The organism is Amycolatopsis plumensis, from assembly GCF_042652605.1.
GTDB lineage: Bacteria > Actinomycetota > Actinomycetes > Mycobacteriales > Pseudonocardiaceae > Amycolatopsis > Amycolatopsis plumensis.
On record NZ_JBHSJY010000001.1, the window covers coordinates 4,186,835 to 4,202,230 of the forward strand.

General features: G+C 69.6%; 17 protein-coding genes. 9 read left to right on the forward strand and 8 right to left on the reverse strand.

All coding sequences use genetic code 11. The features are described 5' to 3' along the window. Positions 1-121 precede the first annotated feature (121 nt). On the forward strand, positions 122-1,216 hold the full coding sequence (locus tag ACFPLC_RS20335; protein WP_378205276.1) for a hypothetical protein: 1,095 nt from the start codon (positions 122-124) through the stop codon (positions 1,214-1,216). A 71-nt stretch (positions 1,217-1,287) separates the two neighbouring features. Here ACFPLC_RS20335 and ACFPLC_RS20340 read toward each other — a convergent pair whose 3' ends face one another. Both ACFPLC_RS20340 and ACFPLC_RS20345 read right to left on the reverse strand, forming a co-directional pair. Next, a complete protein-coding gene (locus tag ACFPLC_RS20340) occupies positions 1,288-1,710 on the reverse strand; it encodes a DUF7660 family protein (RefSeq protein ID WP_378205273.1) in 423 nt (140 codons plus the stop codon). Between the two features lie 33 nt (positions 1,711-1,743). Further along, positions 1,744-2,226, reverse strand: coding sequence for a hypothetical protein (locus tag ACFPLC_RS20345; RefSeq protein ID WP_378235880.1), 483 nt, complete (start codon positions 2,224-2,226; stop codon positions 1,744-1,746). Between the two features lie 212 nt (positions 2,227-2,438). On the opposite strand from ACFPLC_RS20345, the gene ACFPLC_RS20350 reads away from it, so the two are divergent. Genes ACFPLC_RS20350 through ACFPLC_RS20375 form a run of 6 tightly spaced genes read left to right on the forward strand, consistent with a single transcriptional unit; the run spans position 2,439 to position 9,117 of the window. Next, on the forward strand, positions 2,439-3,650 hold the full coding sequence (locus ACFPLC_RS20350; RefSeq protein ID WP_378205289.1) for an ROK family transcriptional regulator: 1,212 nt from the start codon (positions 2,439-2,441) through the stop codon (positions 3,648-3,650). A gap of 11 nt (positions 3,651-3,661) precedes the next feature. After that, positions 3,662-5,020 carry an extracellular solute-binding protein gene (locus ACFPLC_RS20355; RefSeq protein ID WP_378205267.1) on the forward strand — a complete coding sequence of 453 codons (1,359 nt, stop codon included), beginning with the start codon at positions 3,662-3,664 and terminating at the stop codon, positions 5,018-5,020. Further along, positions 5,017-6,003, forward strand: a complete 987-nt coding sequence (locus ACFPLC_RS20360) for a carbohydrate ABC transporter permease (protein WP_378205264.1) — start codon at positions 5,017-5,019, stop codon at positions 6,001-6,003. Before ACFPLC_RS20355 ends, ACFPLC_RS20360 begins: the two co-directional genes overlap by 4 nt. After that, positions 6,000-6,890 carry a carbohydrate ABC transporter permease gene (locus ACFPLC_RS20365; RefSeq protein WP_378205261.1) on the forward strand — a complete coding sequence of 297 codons (891 nt, stop codon included), beginning with the start codon at positions 6,000-6,002 and terminating at the stop codon, positions 6,888-6,890. The genes ACFPLC_RS20360 and ACFPLC_RS20365 overlap by 4 nt, the downstream gene beginning before the upstream one ends. Continuing rightward, positions 6,887-8,152, forward strand: a complete 1,266-nt coding sequence (locus ACFPLC_RS20370) for a 6-phospho-beta-glucosidase (protein ID WP_378205259.1) — start codon at positions 6,887-6,889, stop codon at positions 8,150-8,152. The genes ACFPLC_RS20365 and ACFPLC_RS20370 overlap by 4 nt, the downstream gene beginning before the upstream one ends. Further along, a complete protein-coding gene (locus ACFPLC_RS20375; RefSeq protein ID WP_378205256.1) occupies positions 8,149-9,117 on the forward strand; it encodes an N-acetylglucosamine kinase in 969 nt (322 codons plus the stop codon). Before ACFPLC_RS20370 ends, ACFPLC_RS20375 begins: the two co-directional genes overlap by 4 nt. Before the next feature lie 52 nt (positions 9,118-9,169). On the opposite strand, the gene ACFPLC_RS20380 is transcribed toward ACFPLC_RS20375, so the two are convergent. From ACFPLC_RS20380 to ACFPLC_RS20395, 4 genes are all read right to left on the reverse strand, one after another. Beyond that, the gene (locus ACFPLC_RS20380; protein WP_378205253.1) at positions 9,170-9,682 is read right to left on the reverse strand and encodes an SRPBCC domain-containing protein; all 513 of its coding nucleotides are present in this window, start codon (positions 9,680-9,682) and stop codon (positions 9,170-9,172) included. Further along, positions 9,679-10,002 (reverse strand): ArsR/SmtB family transcription factor, encoded by a 324-nt coding sequence (locus tag ACFPLC_RS20385; RefSeq protein ID WP_003092533.1) that lies wholly within the window; start codon positions 10,000-10,002, stop codon positions 9,679-9,681. The genes ACFPLC_RS20380 and ACFPLC_RS20385 overlap by 4 nt, the downstream gene beginning before the upstream one ends. A 119-nt stretch (positions 10,003-10,121) precedes the next feature. Beyond that, the gene (locus ACFPLC_RS20390) at positions 10,122-11,489 is read right to left on the reverse strand and encodes a GntT/GntP/DsdX family permease (RefSeq protein WP_378205250.1); all 1,368 of its coding nucleotides are present in this window, start codon (positions 11,487-11,489) and stop codon (positions 10,122-10,124) included. After that, positions 11,486-11,983 (reverse strand): gluconokinase, encoded by a 498-nt coding sequence (locus ACFPLC_RS20395; protein ID WP_378205247.1) that lies wholly within the window; start codon positions 11,981-11,983, stop codon positions 11,486-11,488. Before ACFPLC_RS20395 ends, ACFPLC_RS20390 begins: the two co-directional genes overlap by 4 nt. Positions 11,984-12,085: 102 nt before the next feature. Here ACFPLC_RS20395 and ACFPLC_RS20400 point away from each other — a divergent pair, with 102 nt between their 5' ends. Further along, positions 12,086-12,790, forward strand: coding sequence for a FadR/GntR family transcriptional regulator (locus ACFPLC_RS20400; protein WP_378205244.1), 705 nt, complete (start codon positions 12,086-12,088; stop codon positions 12,788-12,790). A gap of 42 nt (positions 12,791-12,832) precedes the next feature. Beyond that, positions 12,833-13,717: a cobalamin biosynthesis protein CobD/CbiB gene (locus ACFPLC_RS20405; protein ID WP_378205241.1), complete on the forward strand. Its 885-nt coding sequence runs from the start codon at positions 12,833-12,835 to the stop codon at positions 13,715-13,717. Between the two features lie 155 nt (positions 13,718-13,872). On the opposite strand, the gene ACFPLC_RS20410 is transcribed toward ACFPLC_RS20405, so the two are convergent. Further along, entirely contained in the window at positions 13,873-14,493 is a 621-nt protein-coding gene (locus ACFPLC_RS20410; RefSeq protein ID WP_378205238.1) for an FMN-binding negative transcriptional regulator, read from the reverse strand. A gap of 50 nt (positions 14,494-14,543) precedes the next feature. Further along, positions 14,544-15,374 (reverse strand): SURF1 family cytochrome oxidase biogenesis protein, encoded by an 831-nt coding sequence (locus tag ACFPLC_RS20415; protein ID WP_378205235.1) that lies wholly within the window; start codon positions 15,372-15,374, stop codon positions 14,544-14,546. Positions 15,375-15,396: the final 22 nt, after the last annotated feature.

Genomic DNA, 15,396 nt, shown 5'->3' on the forward strand with positions numbered 1-15,396 from the left:
GATTTGTGAGACCGAAGTTCCTCACTATTGGTGACCCCTGGACTACCAGCGTGGCGGTGTTGTCCGCGCGAACCCGCTCGGAAGATCGACCGCGGAGGGTTGTCGAGCGAGGGGTCAGCCGATGGCAGCGACCAGGAAGCATCCCGAGAACTGCGAGAAAGCGACAAGGCCCGGCTGCAAATGCGGCAACTGCAGTGGCACACTCCACGGCTGGAGCAACTGGGTCGAGATTGCGCGCGAACCGGAGCCGGTGCGCGCGGAGAAACGCAATTCGATCATTGACCTGCTGAAGGGTTGGTGGTCGGCGAAGCACGGGGCGAAGCCGAAGCCGAAGACGAAGATCCACCCCAAGGAAGCAACCATCGACTTGGTGCGGATCGACTGCGCCGGCTGGCTCGCGCGGAGCGCCACCGGTTCCGCTCCCGATTCCGCCCCGGCACCTCGCAACGAGTCTCGGACCGAAGCCGAGGAAGCGGTCTCCGGCCGGCCGGCTACGGCCGAGCAAGCCGGTGAACGGGCAGCTGCCGCCGAACCCGCCGGCTTGGCCGCCCGAGTTGAGAGTGCGCCGGTTCCTCACGAGCCCGGCTCGGATCGGCCGGACGAGGTCGAGCAGGTCGCCACCTTCGCCCAGACAATGGCGAAGGACATCTGGCAGGAAGTGCTCGAGGAACTCGACGGTAGTCCGGAGGAAGTCAAAGCGCTCTGCCTCCAGATGGCCCACCACGCCTGGTGCGACCTCTTCATCGGATTCGCGCAGGCTCTCGAGGCGTTCGGCAAGGTGATCGAGAAGGTCCCGGACAAGGCCAAGGAGGTCATCACCGAAGCCATCTGCGGATCCAGTAAGCAGAAGAAGCGGTCGGAACTGACCGAGCGCGTCGTGGGCATGGTCGTGGACAAGGCGTGGTCGGCGTTCAAAGCCGCCACCATCGCCCACTCGCCGTTGTTCGCTCTACTCAGCAGTGAAGAACTGCTGAGGAACCTCCGTATCATCGCAATCTTCATCTGCCCTGCACCGAACAACCACCGGGAAGTGCAGGAGCACGCCATTGATCCGCTGCTGCGAGACGCGCGCGACTACATTTCGGACGAAACGAAACAGTGGCTGGCGACCCAGTTCAAGCAGTGGGCGGATGGGGTGGCGAGACCGGAAGTGCCTGGCAGCCGCGAGGGGGTCGGCCGCAGCGAAGTGGCACCGCCGAAGCAGCCTCCGGAATGAGGGAAGCTCAAAGCATGGCGAGTGCAGAGGAGTGAGGCCGGTCCGCTGAAGGTCGCCCGCTGCGGCGACCTTCAGCGCTGCTCGTAGATCGTCGCGGCTCGCATCGCGTCCGCGACGACCTCCCAGCCGCTCCATTTGGTCGAAGCACCCGCGATCGTGTAGTCACCGCCGGTGTCTTGCAACCACGCGGCCAGTGCCTCGAGGTACCGCGGCAGCGTGCCGTTCTCCCAGCTGGCCGGCACCCCGTCCGAGCAGTCCGCGGCCAGCGCCGCGACGACGGTCACCAGCTGCTCCCGGTGCCGCGCCGCCGGGCCGGACGGGCAGTTCAGCAGGCCGCAGTCCACGTCGGGGTCGTTGTCCGGCACGCCCGAACGGTGTTCGAACTCGTAGTGGAAGCACACGAAGTGCATTCGCTCGAAGGTCTCGTAGTTGTCCCGGAGCAGTCGCACCGGGTAGCCGCAGCGCCGGCAGAGCTGCTTGTCGTCTTCGGGCACCCGTCGGATCCTTCCCCCTGTTGATGGCGACCGTCAGCGCAGGTCGCCGAGTTCGGTGACCGAGCGGGTCGGCTTGCCCGTGAAGTCCGCCCGGCCCCCGTACGCCAGGTTCAGCGTCTCCAGCCGATAGCTCCAGTCGCTGCCGCACGAGCAGACCGGGCCGAAGCGCTGGTTGATCTGCCAGCGCAGCCACTCACCGCGTTCCAGCCGGACCGGCGAGCGCGGCCAGTTCCGCTTCGGCATCCCCCGCGGCGATGGCGTGACCAGCACCGACAGCACGCCGTCCGCTTCCCGGAGCACGACACCGTCCAGCTCACCCAGGGGCCGCGCCGCGAACCGCGGCGAGAAGCCGGTCGACTCGTCGACATCCACCTCGTGGAGCGCCACACCCGGAGGCAGCGGGAACGCGATCGGCACCCGGTTGCGCACCGCGGCCGACGGGCCACCCCGGGACCGCTTGGTCCAGGTGGTCCGCACCCGCTGCGCCACGACGTCCACAACGACCAGCATGCCCACCGCCGCAAGCCGAAATCCGCCGACCAGCCCCCGACGGTCGGCGCAACTCGTTCACCGGTACGCCGTCCACCTGGTCCAACACCCCCAAGCGTTACCTCCCCGTTTCACCAGACCGTTGACGGCTGTGCCCCGGCTCACTACAGTCCCCGGAAACCGTCTGTAAAGTATCCTAATTAAGTCCGGAGGAACGAGTGCGAGCCGGTAGCCCGCGGATGCTGCGCGAGATCAACGATCGCGCCGCCATCGAGGTCCTCCTGCGGGAGGGGCCGCTCACGCGGGCCGAACTCGAGCTCGCCATCGGGCTGTCCAAGCCCGCCACCGCGCAGCTGCTCACCCGGCTCGAGCAGGACAACCTCGTCACGAAGGCCGGCGTACGAGGGGGCGGCCGGGGACCCCGCGCCCAGCTCTGGGCGGCCAACGGCGGCCTCGCCTTCGTCGCCGCCGTCGACCTCACGCCGCACGTTGCCGACTTCGTCGTCGCCGATGTGGCCGGGGTCGTGCTCGCCGAGTACCGCACTCCGCTGCCCGTGCACGCCGGGGCCGACGTCGTCGGGACCTTCGGCGAAGCACTCCAAAAGGTCGCCGAAGAAGCCGGGATCAAACGGGAAGACCTGGCCCACGTCGTGATCGGCGCGCAGGGGGCGTTCGATCCGCGGACCGGCCTGCTCTCCTCCGCGCCGCACATCCCCGGCTGGCTCGGCTTCGACGTCCCGCAGAAGCTCAGCGACGAACTCGGGGTCGACGTCCTCATCGAGAACGACGTCAACCTCGTCGCCGTCGAGGAGATGACCGTCGGGATGGCCCAGGACGTCGACGACTTCGTCATGGTCTGGCTGTCCGAAGGTGTCGGCGGTGCCGTCGTGATCGGGCGGCGGCTGCTGCGCGGCGCCACCGGCGGCGGTGGCGAGATCGACTGGATGCGCGTGCCCGATCCGGCCACTGTGGACACCGGGGACGCCTGGCCCGCGGCCGGCGCGCGGTTCGGCAACCTGGTCGACTCGCCCGCCATCTGCCGGCTCGCCGCCGCCCACGGCATCCAGGCCGACACCGCCTGGGACGCCGTGGCGAAGACCGGACCGGACCATCCCTTCCGGCACGATCTCGCCAAGCGGGTCGCCGGGGGCGTCGCGAACCTCGTCGCCGTCGCCGACCCGCAGCTCGTGCTCCTCTGCGGCGACACCAGCCGGGCCGGCGGCGAGGAGTTCGCCGCGCTCGTGCAGGAGAAGCTGCACGAACTCGTCCTGCCGCGCACGCCCGTCGGCTGCGCTTCGGTGCAGGGCAACGCCGTTCGCGCGGGCGCGCTGCAGTCGGCGCTCGCCACCACCCGTGAGGACGTCTTCGGCGTCGTCACCCCCACGCTCCTCGGGTCGCGCAGGCCCGAGGGCGACAGCACCCGTCCCCGACCGACCAGCCCCAACCGATGAGGAGGAGGGCCATGCCCCCGACCACCCGGACCCGCCGTGGCGCCCTGCTGGTGGCCGCCGCCGCGGCGTCCGTCCTGCTGACCAGCGCCTGTTCCGGCGCCGCCGCACCGTCCACCAAGGACGCCGCGGCTGCCCCCGGCAAGGACGACAAGCTCACGATCACCGTGTACTCCAAGTTCACCGACCGCGAGTACGGCGTGGTCACCGCGGGCCTCAACAAGCTCAAGGCGAAGTTCCCGAACATCGAGATCAAGCACGAGGGCAACCAGGACGACGACAAGCTCACCCAGTCGATCCGCGGCGGCAACCCACCCGACGTCGCGATCTCCTTCTACACCGACAACCTCGGCGCCTGGTGCTCCACCGGCAGCTTCCAGGACCTCAAGCCCTACATCGAGCGCGACAAGATCGACCTGACCCAGATCCCGGACGCGGTCCGCAACTACACCGAGTACCAGGGCAAGCGGTGCGCGATGCCCATGCTCGCCGACGTCTACGGGCTCTACTACAACAAGGACATGTTCGCGGCGAAGGGCATCACCTCGCCGCCGAAGACCACGTCGGAGCTGTTCGAGGCGACCAAGAAGCTGACCGAGTTCAACCCGGACGGCTCGATCAAGGTCGCCGGCTTCCTGCCCTCGATGCCGTTCTACGCCAACCAGGCCCAGTACTGGGCGCCGAACTTCGGCGCGCCCTTCCTCGGCCCGGACGGCAAGTCCGACCTCGCCACCAACCCCGGCTGGAAGGCGATGTTCGAGTTCCAGAAGCAGCTGATCGACTTCTACGGCGGGCACGAGAAGGTCGAGCAGTTCAAGGCCGGCCTCGGTGACGAGTACTCCGCCGACCACGGCTTCCACAAGGGCAAGCTGGCGATGATCTACGACGGCGAGTTCCGCACCGCGTTCCTCAAGGACCAGGCGCCGAACGTCAACTACGGCACCGCGCCCGCCCCGGTGCTCGACAGCATGGCCGACCACTACGGCGGCGGCTTCACCACCGGCACCATCATCGCCATCCCCAAGGGCGCCAAGAACCCCGGCGCCGCGTGGGAGCTCATCAAGCAGGTCACCCTGGACACCGACACGCTGGTGGACATGGCCAACGGCCTGAAGAACGTGCCCAGCACCAAGGCGTCGCTGACCTCGCCGAAGCTGGACCTGCAGCCGCAGTTCAAGACGTTCCTCGACATCTACGACAGCGGCAAGCTGGTCGCCAACCAGACCACCCCGATCGGCGACGCGCACCTCAAGGCGGTCAACGACTTCGCCGAGAAGTGGCAGGCCGGTTCGGTGCCCGACCTGACCGAAGGCCTCAAGAAGGTCGACGCGCAGATCGACGACGAGCTCAAGCAGAAGGGCGCGGGCGGATGACGTCCACCCTCGCGGAAAAGGCCTCCCCGTCCGCGCCGGCAACGGCGCGGGCGGGGGCCCGCCGGGCCAAGCGCCGCCGGACCGTCCTGTTCTTCATGGCCCCGGCGTTCATCGGGTTCCTGATCTTCTTCGGCTACCCGCTGATCGCCACGGTCTACTACTCCTTCACCCGCTACGACCTGATCAACCCGCCGGAGTTCATCGGCTTCGACAACTACATCCGGATGTTCACCACCGAGCCCCTGGTGGGCACGGCCGCGTACAACACGCTGTGGCTGGTGGTCGTCCTGACGGTCTGCCGCGTGGTGTTCTCCCTCGGTATCGCGTCGGTGATCGCGCGGCTCAAGTCGGGCGTCGGCCTGGTCCGGACGCTGTGCTACCTGCCGACCCTCGCCCCGCCCGCGGCCGCCACCCTGGCGTTCGTCTTCGTGTTCAACCCGGAGTTCGGGCCGGTCAACCGGTTCCTGCGGCTCGTCGGCATCGACGGCGGCCTGTGGTTCAACAGCCCGGAGATGTCGAAGCCCGCACTGACGCTGCTGGCGCTGTGGGGCTCCGGCGAGCTGATGATCATCATCCTGGCCGCGCTGCTGGACGTCCCCGCCGAGCAGTACGAAGCCGCCGAACTCGACGGCGCCGGCCCGGTCCGCCGGTTCTGGCACGTCACGCTCCCGTCGATCTCGCCGGTGTTGCTGTTCGGCGTGGTCAACTCGATCATCTACGCGCTGCAGTTCTTCACCCAGGCGATCGTGGCGTCGTCCGCCAGTGCGGGCACCGCCGACGTCGCGGGCAACTCGAAACTCATCGGGGCGCCGCAGAACTCGACGCTGACCTACCCGATCTGGCTGTACGTGCAGGGCTTCCGTTACTTCAACATGGGCTACGCGGCAGCGATGGCCGTGCTGCTGTTCATCGTGTCGTCGGGGTTCACGTGGATTCTCGTGCGACAGCTGCGGAAGTCCCAGCACCAGGAGGAGGGGGCATGACCGCGCTGGCCGAAGCGCCGCAGAAAACGGCGGGCGTGCCGCCGAGGACCAAGTTCAAGCGGAACTGGGACAAGCGGCTGGCCTTCATCGCCACCCACGCGATCGGGATCGCGCTCGGCGTGATCTTCATGCTGCCGATCCTGTTCGTCTTCCTCACCGCGGTGATGAAGAGCGACCAGGCGATGACGGCGAGCCTGTGGCCGAGCGAATGGCACTTCGAGAACTTCGTCAAGGTGTTCCAGAAGGCGCCGCTGCTCGAATACTTCGGCAACAGCCTGCTGTATTCGGCGTTGGCGACGGCGGGCGCGCTGCTGTCGGCGATTCCGGCGGCGTACGCGCTGGCGAAGCTCAAGTGGCGCGGGCAGAACCTGTTCTTCATGCTGACCGTGGCGGCGATGCTGCTGCCCCCGCAGGTCACCGTCGTGCCGCTGTACGACCTGTGGGTCCGGATGGGCCTCACCGGCACGCTGGTGCCGCTGATCGTGCCGTACTTCTTCTTCGACGCGTTTTCGATCTTCCTGCTCCGGCAGTTCTTCCTCACCATTCCGAAGGACTACCTCGAAGCGGCGAAGATCGACGGCTGCAACGAGTTCCAGGCGATGTACCGCGTGCTCATCCCGATGGCCAAACCCGGGATCGCGGCCACCGCCATGTTCTGCTTCCTGTTCACCTGGAACGACTACTTCGGGCCGCTGCTCTACACCGGCGAGAACCAGGACCACTGGCCGCTTTCGCTGGCCATCGCCTCTTTCCGCGGCATGCACCACGTCGAGTGGAACATGACGATGGCGGCGACCGCGCTGATCATGGCGCCGGTGATCGTGCTGTTCGTGTTCGCGCAGAAGTCGTTCGTCAAGGGCATCACATTCACGGGGGTCAAGGGATGAAGCTGGCAGTCGTCGGTGGCGGGTCCACCTACACGCCGGAGCTGATCGACGGGATCGCCGGCCGCCGGTCCACTTTGGACGTCGACGAGATCGTGCTGGTCGACCCGGACACCTACCGCGTGGAGGCGGTCGGCGGGTTCAGCCAGCGGCTGCTCGACCACGCCGGCCACCCGGCGCGGATCAAGACCACGCAGTCGCTGGAGGAGGGCGTCGACGGCGCTTCCGCGGTGCTGATCCAGCTGCGCGTCGGCGGCCAGCGGGCGCGGCGCTCCGACGAGACGTTCCCGCACGCCTGCGGCTGCGTCGGCCAGGAGACGACCGGCGCCGGCGGCCTGGCGAAGGCGCTGCGCACGGTCCCGGTGGTCCTGGACATCGCCGACCGCGTCCGCAAGATCGCCGGTGACGACACGTGGATCGTCAACTTCACCAACCCGGTCGGCATCGTCACGCGCGCGCTGCTCAACGAGGGCCACCGCGCGGTCGGCCTGTGCAACGTGGCCATCAACCTGCAGCGGCAGTTCGGGCGGCTGCTCGGGGTCGGCGCGGACGACGTCAAGCTCGTCCACACCGGGCTCAACCACCTGAGCTGGGAGCGCGGCGCGCTCGTCGACGGCGTCGACCGGCTGCCGGAGCTGCTGGAGAATCACTTGGACTACCTGTCCAACGAGGTCAGCGTGCCCGAGAAGTGGCTGCGGCGGATGAACGTCGTGCCGTCGTACTACCTGAAGTACTTCTACGCGCACGACGAACAGGTCACCAAGCAGCGCACCGAACGTCCGCGCGCGGACGTCGTTTCCGACGTCGAGGAAGAGTTGCTGAAGATCTACCTGGACCCGGACCAGAACACCAAGCCGGAGTCCCTCGAAAAGCGCGGCGGGGCGTACTACTCGGAGGCGGCCGTGCAGCTGGTGCACGCGCTGACCGCGGGCGGCCCGGCCGAGGAGCACGTGGTGAACGTCCGCAACGACGGCACCTTCCCGTTCCTCCCGGACGACGCCGTCATCGAGGCACGGTCCACTGTGGATTCGCAGGGCGCGACGCCGATCCCGCAGCCGCCGGTCGAGCAGCGGTTCGCCGGGCTCATCGCGGCGACGACGTCCTACGAGTTCCTGGCTTTGGAAGCGGCGCTGAAGGGCGGTCGCGACCGCGTGGCGGACGCGTTGCTGGCGCACCCGCTGGTCGGCCAGTACTCGAAGGCGGACACGCTGGCCGATTCGCTGGTCCAGATCAACCGCGAGTACCTGCCCTGGGCCCGCGGATGAAGCCTGCAGTCATCGCGATCGACGGCGGCAACAGCAAGACCGAGGTCCTGGTGATCTCGGAAGACGGCGTGGTGCTGGGCAAGTCCCGCGGCCCCGGCGCGTCGCCGCAGAACATCGGCGTCGCGGCCTGTGTCGCGGCGCTGGAAGAACTGGTGCTGGAGGCGTACCCGAGCTTCGGAGAGAAGCCGTTCGCCGTGCACACCTCCGCGTACCTGGCCGGGCTCGACTTCCCCCGGGAGGAAGAGGCGCTGCACGCGGCTCTCGCGGCCCGCGGCTGGAGCGACACCCTGACCGTCGGGAACGACACCCTCGCGCTGCTGCGGGCGGGCAGCGCGGGGGTGGGGGTCGCGGTCGTGTGCGGTGCCGGGATCAACGGCGCCGGGGTCGGCCCGGACGGCCGCGTGCACCGCTTTCCCGCGCTGGGCAAGATCTCCGGCGACTGGGGCGGCGGCTACCGGCTCGGCGAAGAGGCCCTGTGGTGGGCCGTGCGCGCCGAAGACGGCCGTGGTCCGCGCACCGCGCTGATGCCGGCGGTGGCGGCCTACTTCGAGAAGCCGACGCTGTTGGACGTCGTGCAGGGCCTGCACTTCGAGGAAATCGACCCCGTGTCGATCCACGGCCTGTGCCCGCTGCTGTTCGAGGTCGCGGCGGCCGGGGACGAGGTCGCGCAGGACATCGTGACGCGGTTCGTCGAGGAGGTCAGCGTGTTCGCCGCGGTGATCCTCCGCGAGCTGGACCTCACCGAGGACGCCCCGGAGATCGTGCTCGGCGGCGGCGTGCTGACCGGGGTCGGCGCGCCGGTGATCGCGGAGATCGAGAAGCGGTGCCTGAAGGTGGCACCGCGCGCGGTGGTCCGTGTCGTCGACGTGAACCCGGTGGTGGGCGCGGCGCTGTTCGGACTCGACACGCTGGGCGCTTCCGAGGCCGCGAAGGCGGCGCTCAAGGCGGCGACCCAGCGCGTCTGAAGACTCTGGTGGCCTGCCTCGAAGCGGCGCGAGACAGGCCACCAGACCCACCTCACGGCGCGGGGACGATGGTGTCGCCGGTCTCCAGCAGCGTCTTGAGGTCGGAGAGGATCCAGGCCCAGCCACCGCCGGCGTTCTCGTTCGGCGGCGCGTCGAGCCGCTCGTAGGCGCCGCTGACCATCCCGGCGATCGTGGGCGCGCCGGTGACGTCGTGGGTCACGGTCAGCCGGGTGCCGGCGGTCTTGGACTCCTCGATCTCGTAGGTGAGCGTCGTGTAGGGCTCCTCGCTCACGTCCCCGGGCGCCATCAGCAGCTTCCAGGTGAGCACCAGCTTCCGCGGCGGGTCGACTTCGAGGACCTCGCCGTCGACGAGGTCGCCGGTCATCCCGGCGTCGATGAACGCCTGCGTCGGATGGGTGCGGTGCTTGCCGCCGGGCCGCAGGTCGAAGTCGACCAGGCCGGTGTAGCCGTACTTCGCCGTCCACTCGGGCTTCGTGATGGCGTCCCAGATGCGCTCCGGCGACGCCTTGATGTAGACGCGGTAGACCTGCACGGTGTCGGTCATGGTTCTTCGCCTTCCAGCTCGTTCTTGAGGTCGAGGAGCGCGGTGACGTGCCGCTCGGTGTACTTGTCGATCCACCGGTCGTGGATCTGGCGGATCGGGACGGGGTTGAGGAAGTGCCGCTTCTCGCGGCCTTCCTTGCGTGCGACGACGAGCCCGGCTTCTTCCAGGAGCTTCAGGTGCTTCATGACGCCGAAGCGGGTCATCTCCACCTGGGTCTCCAGCTCGGTGAGCGTGCGGCCGTCACGTTCGAAGAGCAGGTCGAGCAGGAACCGGCGGGTCGGATCCGCCAGCGCCTTGAACACCAGGTCGTCGTCGGGCACGTGAGCGAGAATAGGTGACCAAATGGTCACATGTCAACGCCCGCCACTCCGCACTTTCCCTATGAAAGTGCCGCCGGAGGCAACCTCCGACGGCACTTTCATAGGGAAAGTTGCGTTGTCTAGACCACGAGGGACAGGGGGAGGATCAGCGCGATCGCCACCACGGAGATCAGCGTCTCCATCACCGACCAGCTCTTCAGCGTCTGGCCGACCGAGAGTCCGAAGTACTCCTTGACCAGCCAGAACCCGGCGTCGTTGACGTGCGAGAAGAACAGCGACCCGGCGCCGATCGCCAGCACCAGCAGCGCGCTGTGCGACGGGTCCATGGTCGCGGCCAGCGGTGCCACGATGCCCGCCGCCGAGACGGTCGCGACCGTGGCCGAGCCCGTCGCCAGGCGGATCGCCACCGCGACCAGCCAGCCGAGCAGCAGTGGCGAGAGGTGCGCGTCCTTGGCCAGCCCGGTGATGACGTCGCCGACACCGGCGTCGACCAGGGTCTGCTTGAAGCCGCCGCCCGCGCCGACGATCAGGATGATCCCGGCGATCGGGCCGAGTGACTCGGCGAGCACAGTGGACAGCCGGGCGCGGTCGAGGCCCGCCGGGCGGCCGAGCAGCACCATGCCCACGAGCACCGCGGCCAGCAGCGCGATCAGCGGGTCGCCGACGAAGTCGAGGATCTTGCGCGCCTGGTTGTCCTTGGCCAGCAGGATGTCCGAGAGGGCTTTCGCCAGCATGAGGACGACCGGCAGGAGCACCGTCGTGAGCGTCGCGGCGAAGCTCGGCCGCGGCTTGTCCGTGTCGGGGCGTTCCGGGATCAGGCGCTCCGGCGGCTGCGCGTCCGGCACCAGCTTCGCGGCGAAGCGACCGAACAGTGGGCCCGTGACGACCAGCGTCGGGATGCCGACGAGCAGACCGAACGCCAGTGTGACGCCGACGTTCGCGTTCAACGCCCCCGCCGCGGCGAGCGGCCCGGGGTGCGGCGGAACGAGCCCGTGCAGCACCGACAGCCCGGCCACGGCCGGAATTCCGAGCAGCATCAACGGTTTCCCGGTGCGCTTGGCCGCGAGCAGCACGACCGGGATCAACATGACGAGCCCGATCTCGAAGAACATCGGCAGCCCGATCAAGGCCGCCACCAGCGCCATCGCCCACGGCAGCGCGGCGCCGCGGGCCTTGCCGAGCACGGTGTCGACGATCTGGTCGGCGCCGCCGGAGTCGGCCAGCAGCTTGCCGAGCATCGCGCCGAGCGCGATGAGGATGCCGACGGACGCGACCGTGCTGCCGACGCCGTTCGTGAAGCTCTTGAGCAGCTTGTCCACCGGCATCCCGGCGGTCAGGCCGAGCACCAGCGAACCGAGCACCAGCGACAGGAACGGGTGCAGCTTCACCTTCGTGATCAGCACGACGATGACGGCGATCGCGACGACGGTCGCGATGATCAGGCGGGTGTCGTGGCCGGTCCAGCCGGCGGCGAGGACGGCGTTCACGCGTGCTCCCGGAAGGCGGTCAGTGCGGCTTCGGTGACCTCTTCCGGAGTGCCGCTGGAGTTGTCGAGGACGACGCCGGCCTCGTCCGGCTCGAGCGGTTCGAGGTCGGCGAGCTGCGAGTCCAGCAGCGACACCGGCATGAAGTGGCCCTTCCGGGTCTTCATCCGTTCGGCCAGCTGCGCGCGGTCGACCTGCAGGTGGACGAACCAGACGTCGCCGCCGGTGCGCAGGACGTCGCGGTACCGGCGCTTGAGCGCGGACGACGTCACGACGCCGCCGGTGTCCTGGTGCTCGCGGATCCAGCCGGCGATGGCTTCGAGCCAGGGCGCGCGGTCTTCGTCCGTCAGCGCCGTGCCGGCGGTCATCTTGTCGATGTTGGCCTTCGGATGGAACGTGTCCGCTTCCGCGTACTCGACGCCCAGGGCCCCGGCGAGCGCCGTGCCGATCGTCGTCTTCCCGGAGCCTGACACCCCCATCACCACGATGACGGTCATCCGCACCTCCCACTTCGTTGTGCCCAGGTGAGTCAAACTCAAAAGTACTACTTATTCAAGATGAAGTACTACTTAATCGAATCAGACGGCTAAGTTGACCGGGTGAGACACGAGCAGGTCCTGGATGCCCTCGGCGCGGCGATCGCGAACGGATCCCTGGTCCCGGGCACCGTGCTGCGCTCGGAAGACCTTCAAGAACGCTTCGGTGCTTCGCGGACCGTGGCCCGCGAAGTCGTCCGCGTGCTGGAGACGATGCAGCTGACCAGCAGCAAGCGCCGGGTCGGCGTGATCGTCCGCGATCCGGCGGAGTGGAACCACTACGACCCGCGCCTGATCCGCTGGCAGCTCGACGGCCCCGCCCGCCCGGCGGCGCTGGCCACGCTGAACGAGCTCCGGTCGGCGATCGAGCCGTGCGCGGCCCGGTACGCGGCCCTGCGCGCGACGCCGGAGGAGCGCGGCCGCCTGGGCGCGCTGGGGGAGCGGCTGGCGCGGACGGCCCGGGCCCGCGACCTCTCGGCGTTCCTCGGGTTCGACATCGCCTTCCACGACCTGCTGCTGACCGCGTCCCGCAACCCGATGTTCGGGCAGCTGTCGGAGGTCGTCGCGGAGGTGCTCACCGGGCGCACCGGGCACGGCCTGATGCCGCCGGAGCCGCAGCCCGAAGCGGTGGCGCTGCATGTGGCGGTGGCCGCGGCGGTGGCCGCCGGGGACGCGGACCGGGCGGAGCGGGCGATGCGCGACATCGTCGTCCAGGCGCGCGACGAGATCGCCGCCCTGGTGGCGGACGGCGCTCCCGAGAGCGAGTAGCCTCCTGTCGAAACTGGAGTTTCTTCCGCCGGGGGGGCACGGGTGAGCGCGGCGCGCGCGATCGGACTGGTGTTGGGCGTGGCGGCTGACGGCGCTCTCGGCGACCCCCGCCGTCGCCTCCCGGTGACGGCGTTCCGCGGGCTCCCGCACCGTTCGGGCGTCCTGGCCGCCGCCGCGGCGGTGGCCGCTGGGGCGCTGCTGGAGCGAGCGAGCCGGGGCCGCCCCCTGCTGCAGGCCTCGGCGACGGCGGTGACGACGTGGGCCGTCCTCGGTGCGGCGGGCCTGGCCCAGCAGGGCACGGAACTGGCCCGCGACCTGGAGGAGTGCCGCTTCGAGCCGGCGCGCGCCACACTGTCCGAACTGGACCCCCGGGTGGCGGACGGCCTGGGCGCGATCGCGCTGTCCCGGGCTTCGGTGGAAACGCTGGCGGAGAACACGTCGGATGCGGTGGTGGCCCCGCTGGTGTGGGGAGCGCTGGCGGGCGTCCCGGGGCTGCTGGGAGCGCGGGCGGTGAGCTTGCTGCGCCGATCACGCGCGGGCCGCCGCGGTCACTGGGCGGTGGACCGCGCGGACGAGCTGGTCCACCTGCTGCCCACCCGCGTGGCGGCGGCGCTGACGGTGGTGGCGGCCCCGGTGGTCGGCGGCTCGGCGGGCGGCGCGTGGCGGGCGTGGCACCGCGACACGATCGCCCACCCCAGCCCGAACGCGGGCCGCGTGGAGGCGGCCTTCGCCGGAGCGCTGGAAGTCCGCGTCGGCGGCCGGACGGTGTACCCGCACGGGGTGCTGGAGCTGCCGGTGCTGGGCGTGGGCCGGAACCCGGACGCCGGACACGTCACGCGCGCGGTGGAGCTGTCCCGGGTGGTGGGCTGGCTGGCGGGGGCGACCTCGGTGGTGGTTGCGGTGGTTTCGGGGTTCGGGCGCCGCTGACTTTCGCGGGGGTGCTCGGTGGCGCAGTGAATGACTCATTCACTGCGTGGGACGCCAGGAATGAGTCATTCACGGCGTTCACGCCGGTGTGGCACCTGAAAGGGCGCGGCGACTTTGCCCAAACCTGCCGAGAAAGGGAGGGAGCCTGCCCCCTCTCAGCCCCGCCGCCGCAGCTGGGCCAAAGCCTCCTCATCCAACGGCCCACCCCGCTCCGCCAACCGCGCCCCGATCCGCTCCCTCTCCTCCGCCGACCGGTTCCCGCCGAACTTGAACTTCGCCCGAACTCCCGTGATCGTGAACTCGATTCCGCGAATCCCCGGCAGCGACCGCCGATCCGGCGCGTCGCGAGCCGCGCTCACCGGGGCCCGGGCCCCGTCCGGCTCGAAGTGCCGCAGCTGCCTGTCGAGCAGCTCCGCCTTCTCCTCCGGATCGTCGACCAGCCGCACGTCCCCCTCGACCTGCACCGTCGCGTAGTACGACGTCGGTACGCCGTACGCCGGGTCCGCCGTCGCGTTCCAGTCCGCGCGGATGTACGTGTAGTCGCCGATCACCGTCACCAGGGCCCGCGGGTGCTCCTCCAGCAGCGGCCAGATCGGGTTCGGCCGGGCCAGGTGGGTGACGATCGTCCGGTCGCCGTCGAACGCGAAGTGCGCCGGGGTCACCACCGGGAGGTCGCGGCCGCGGCCGCCGGCGATCAGCTGGCCGAAGTCGCGGGTGGACAGCCATTCGCGCCACTCCCGGTCGGAGGCGGACGCGTCCCACGGGTGGATCAACATCACCCGAGTATCACGATCCCAAGTGGCCTCATCACAGGGCCATTTCCGGCCTACTTCTGATGGCCACTTTCGGCCAGTTCGTCTTCCGCGAGGATCTCCGCGACGGACTTCCGGCGCGAAGGCGCCGCGGACGCGTCCAGCGCCCCGCCGGGCTTCAGCTCGCGGACCGTGAAGTACAGCCAGCCGAGCAGCGCCATCGCGCCGAACGCGATCCACTGCAGCGCGTACGACAGGAACGGCCCCGAGTCCGTCTGCGGCAGCGGCAGGGCGCCGAGCACGCCGGGCTGGCCGACGTCGAGCTGGAAGTAGCCCGGCCGGATGTCGAGCCCGCCCGCCCGCGCCACCACGCGGGAGTCGACGACGTAGCTCTGCAGCCGCCCGCCGGTCGAGGCGTCGGCGAAGGCGTCGCGGTTCTTCGGGTCGGTCTCGTCCGCGCGCACCCGGGCCGTCACCGTGACCGTCCCGGGCGGCGGCGGGGCGAACGGCAGCGCGGCCGACTTGCTGTCCAGCCGGACGTAGCCGCGGTCGATCAGCACGACCGTGCCGTCGGTGGTCCGCATCGGCGTCAGCACCTCGAACGCGCCTTCGCCCTGGACCGTCCGCAGCCGCGCGACGACCTCCTTGTCCGGCAGGTACTGGCCGGTGATCGAGACGAGGTGCCACTCGGTGCGCTGACCGGGCACGCTCCCCGGCGGCAGCAGCTGCGCCAGCGGCACCGGCGCGGCGGTGAACGACGTCTCCAGCGCGGCGTTCTGCTGCTCGCGCTCGCTGTTGCGGCTGAACTGCCACGGCGAGAGCAGCGTGAAGCAGCAGACGGCGAAGGTGAACACCACCGCCGTCAGAGCCAGCCACCCGGGCCGGAGCAGGAACCGCAACCGCACCCCACCACGGTAGCCCGTGCCG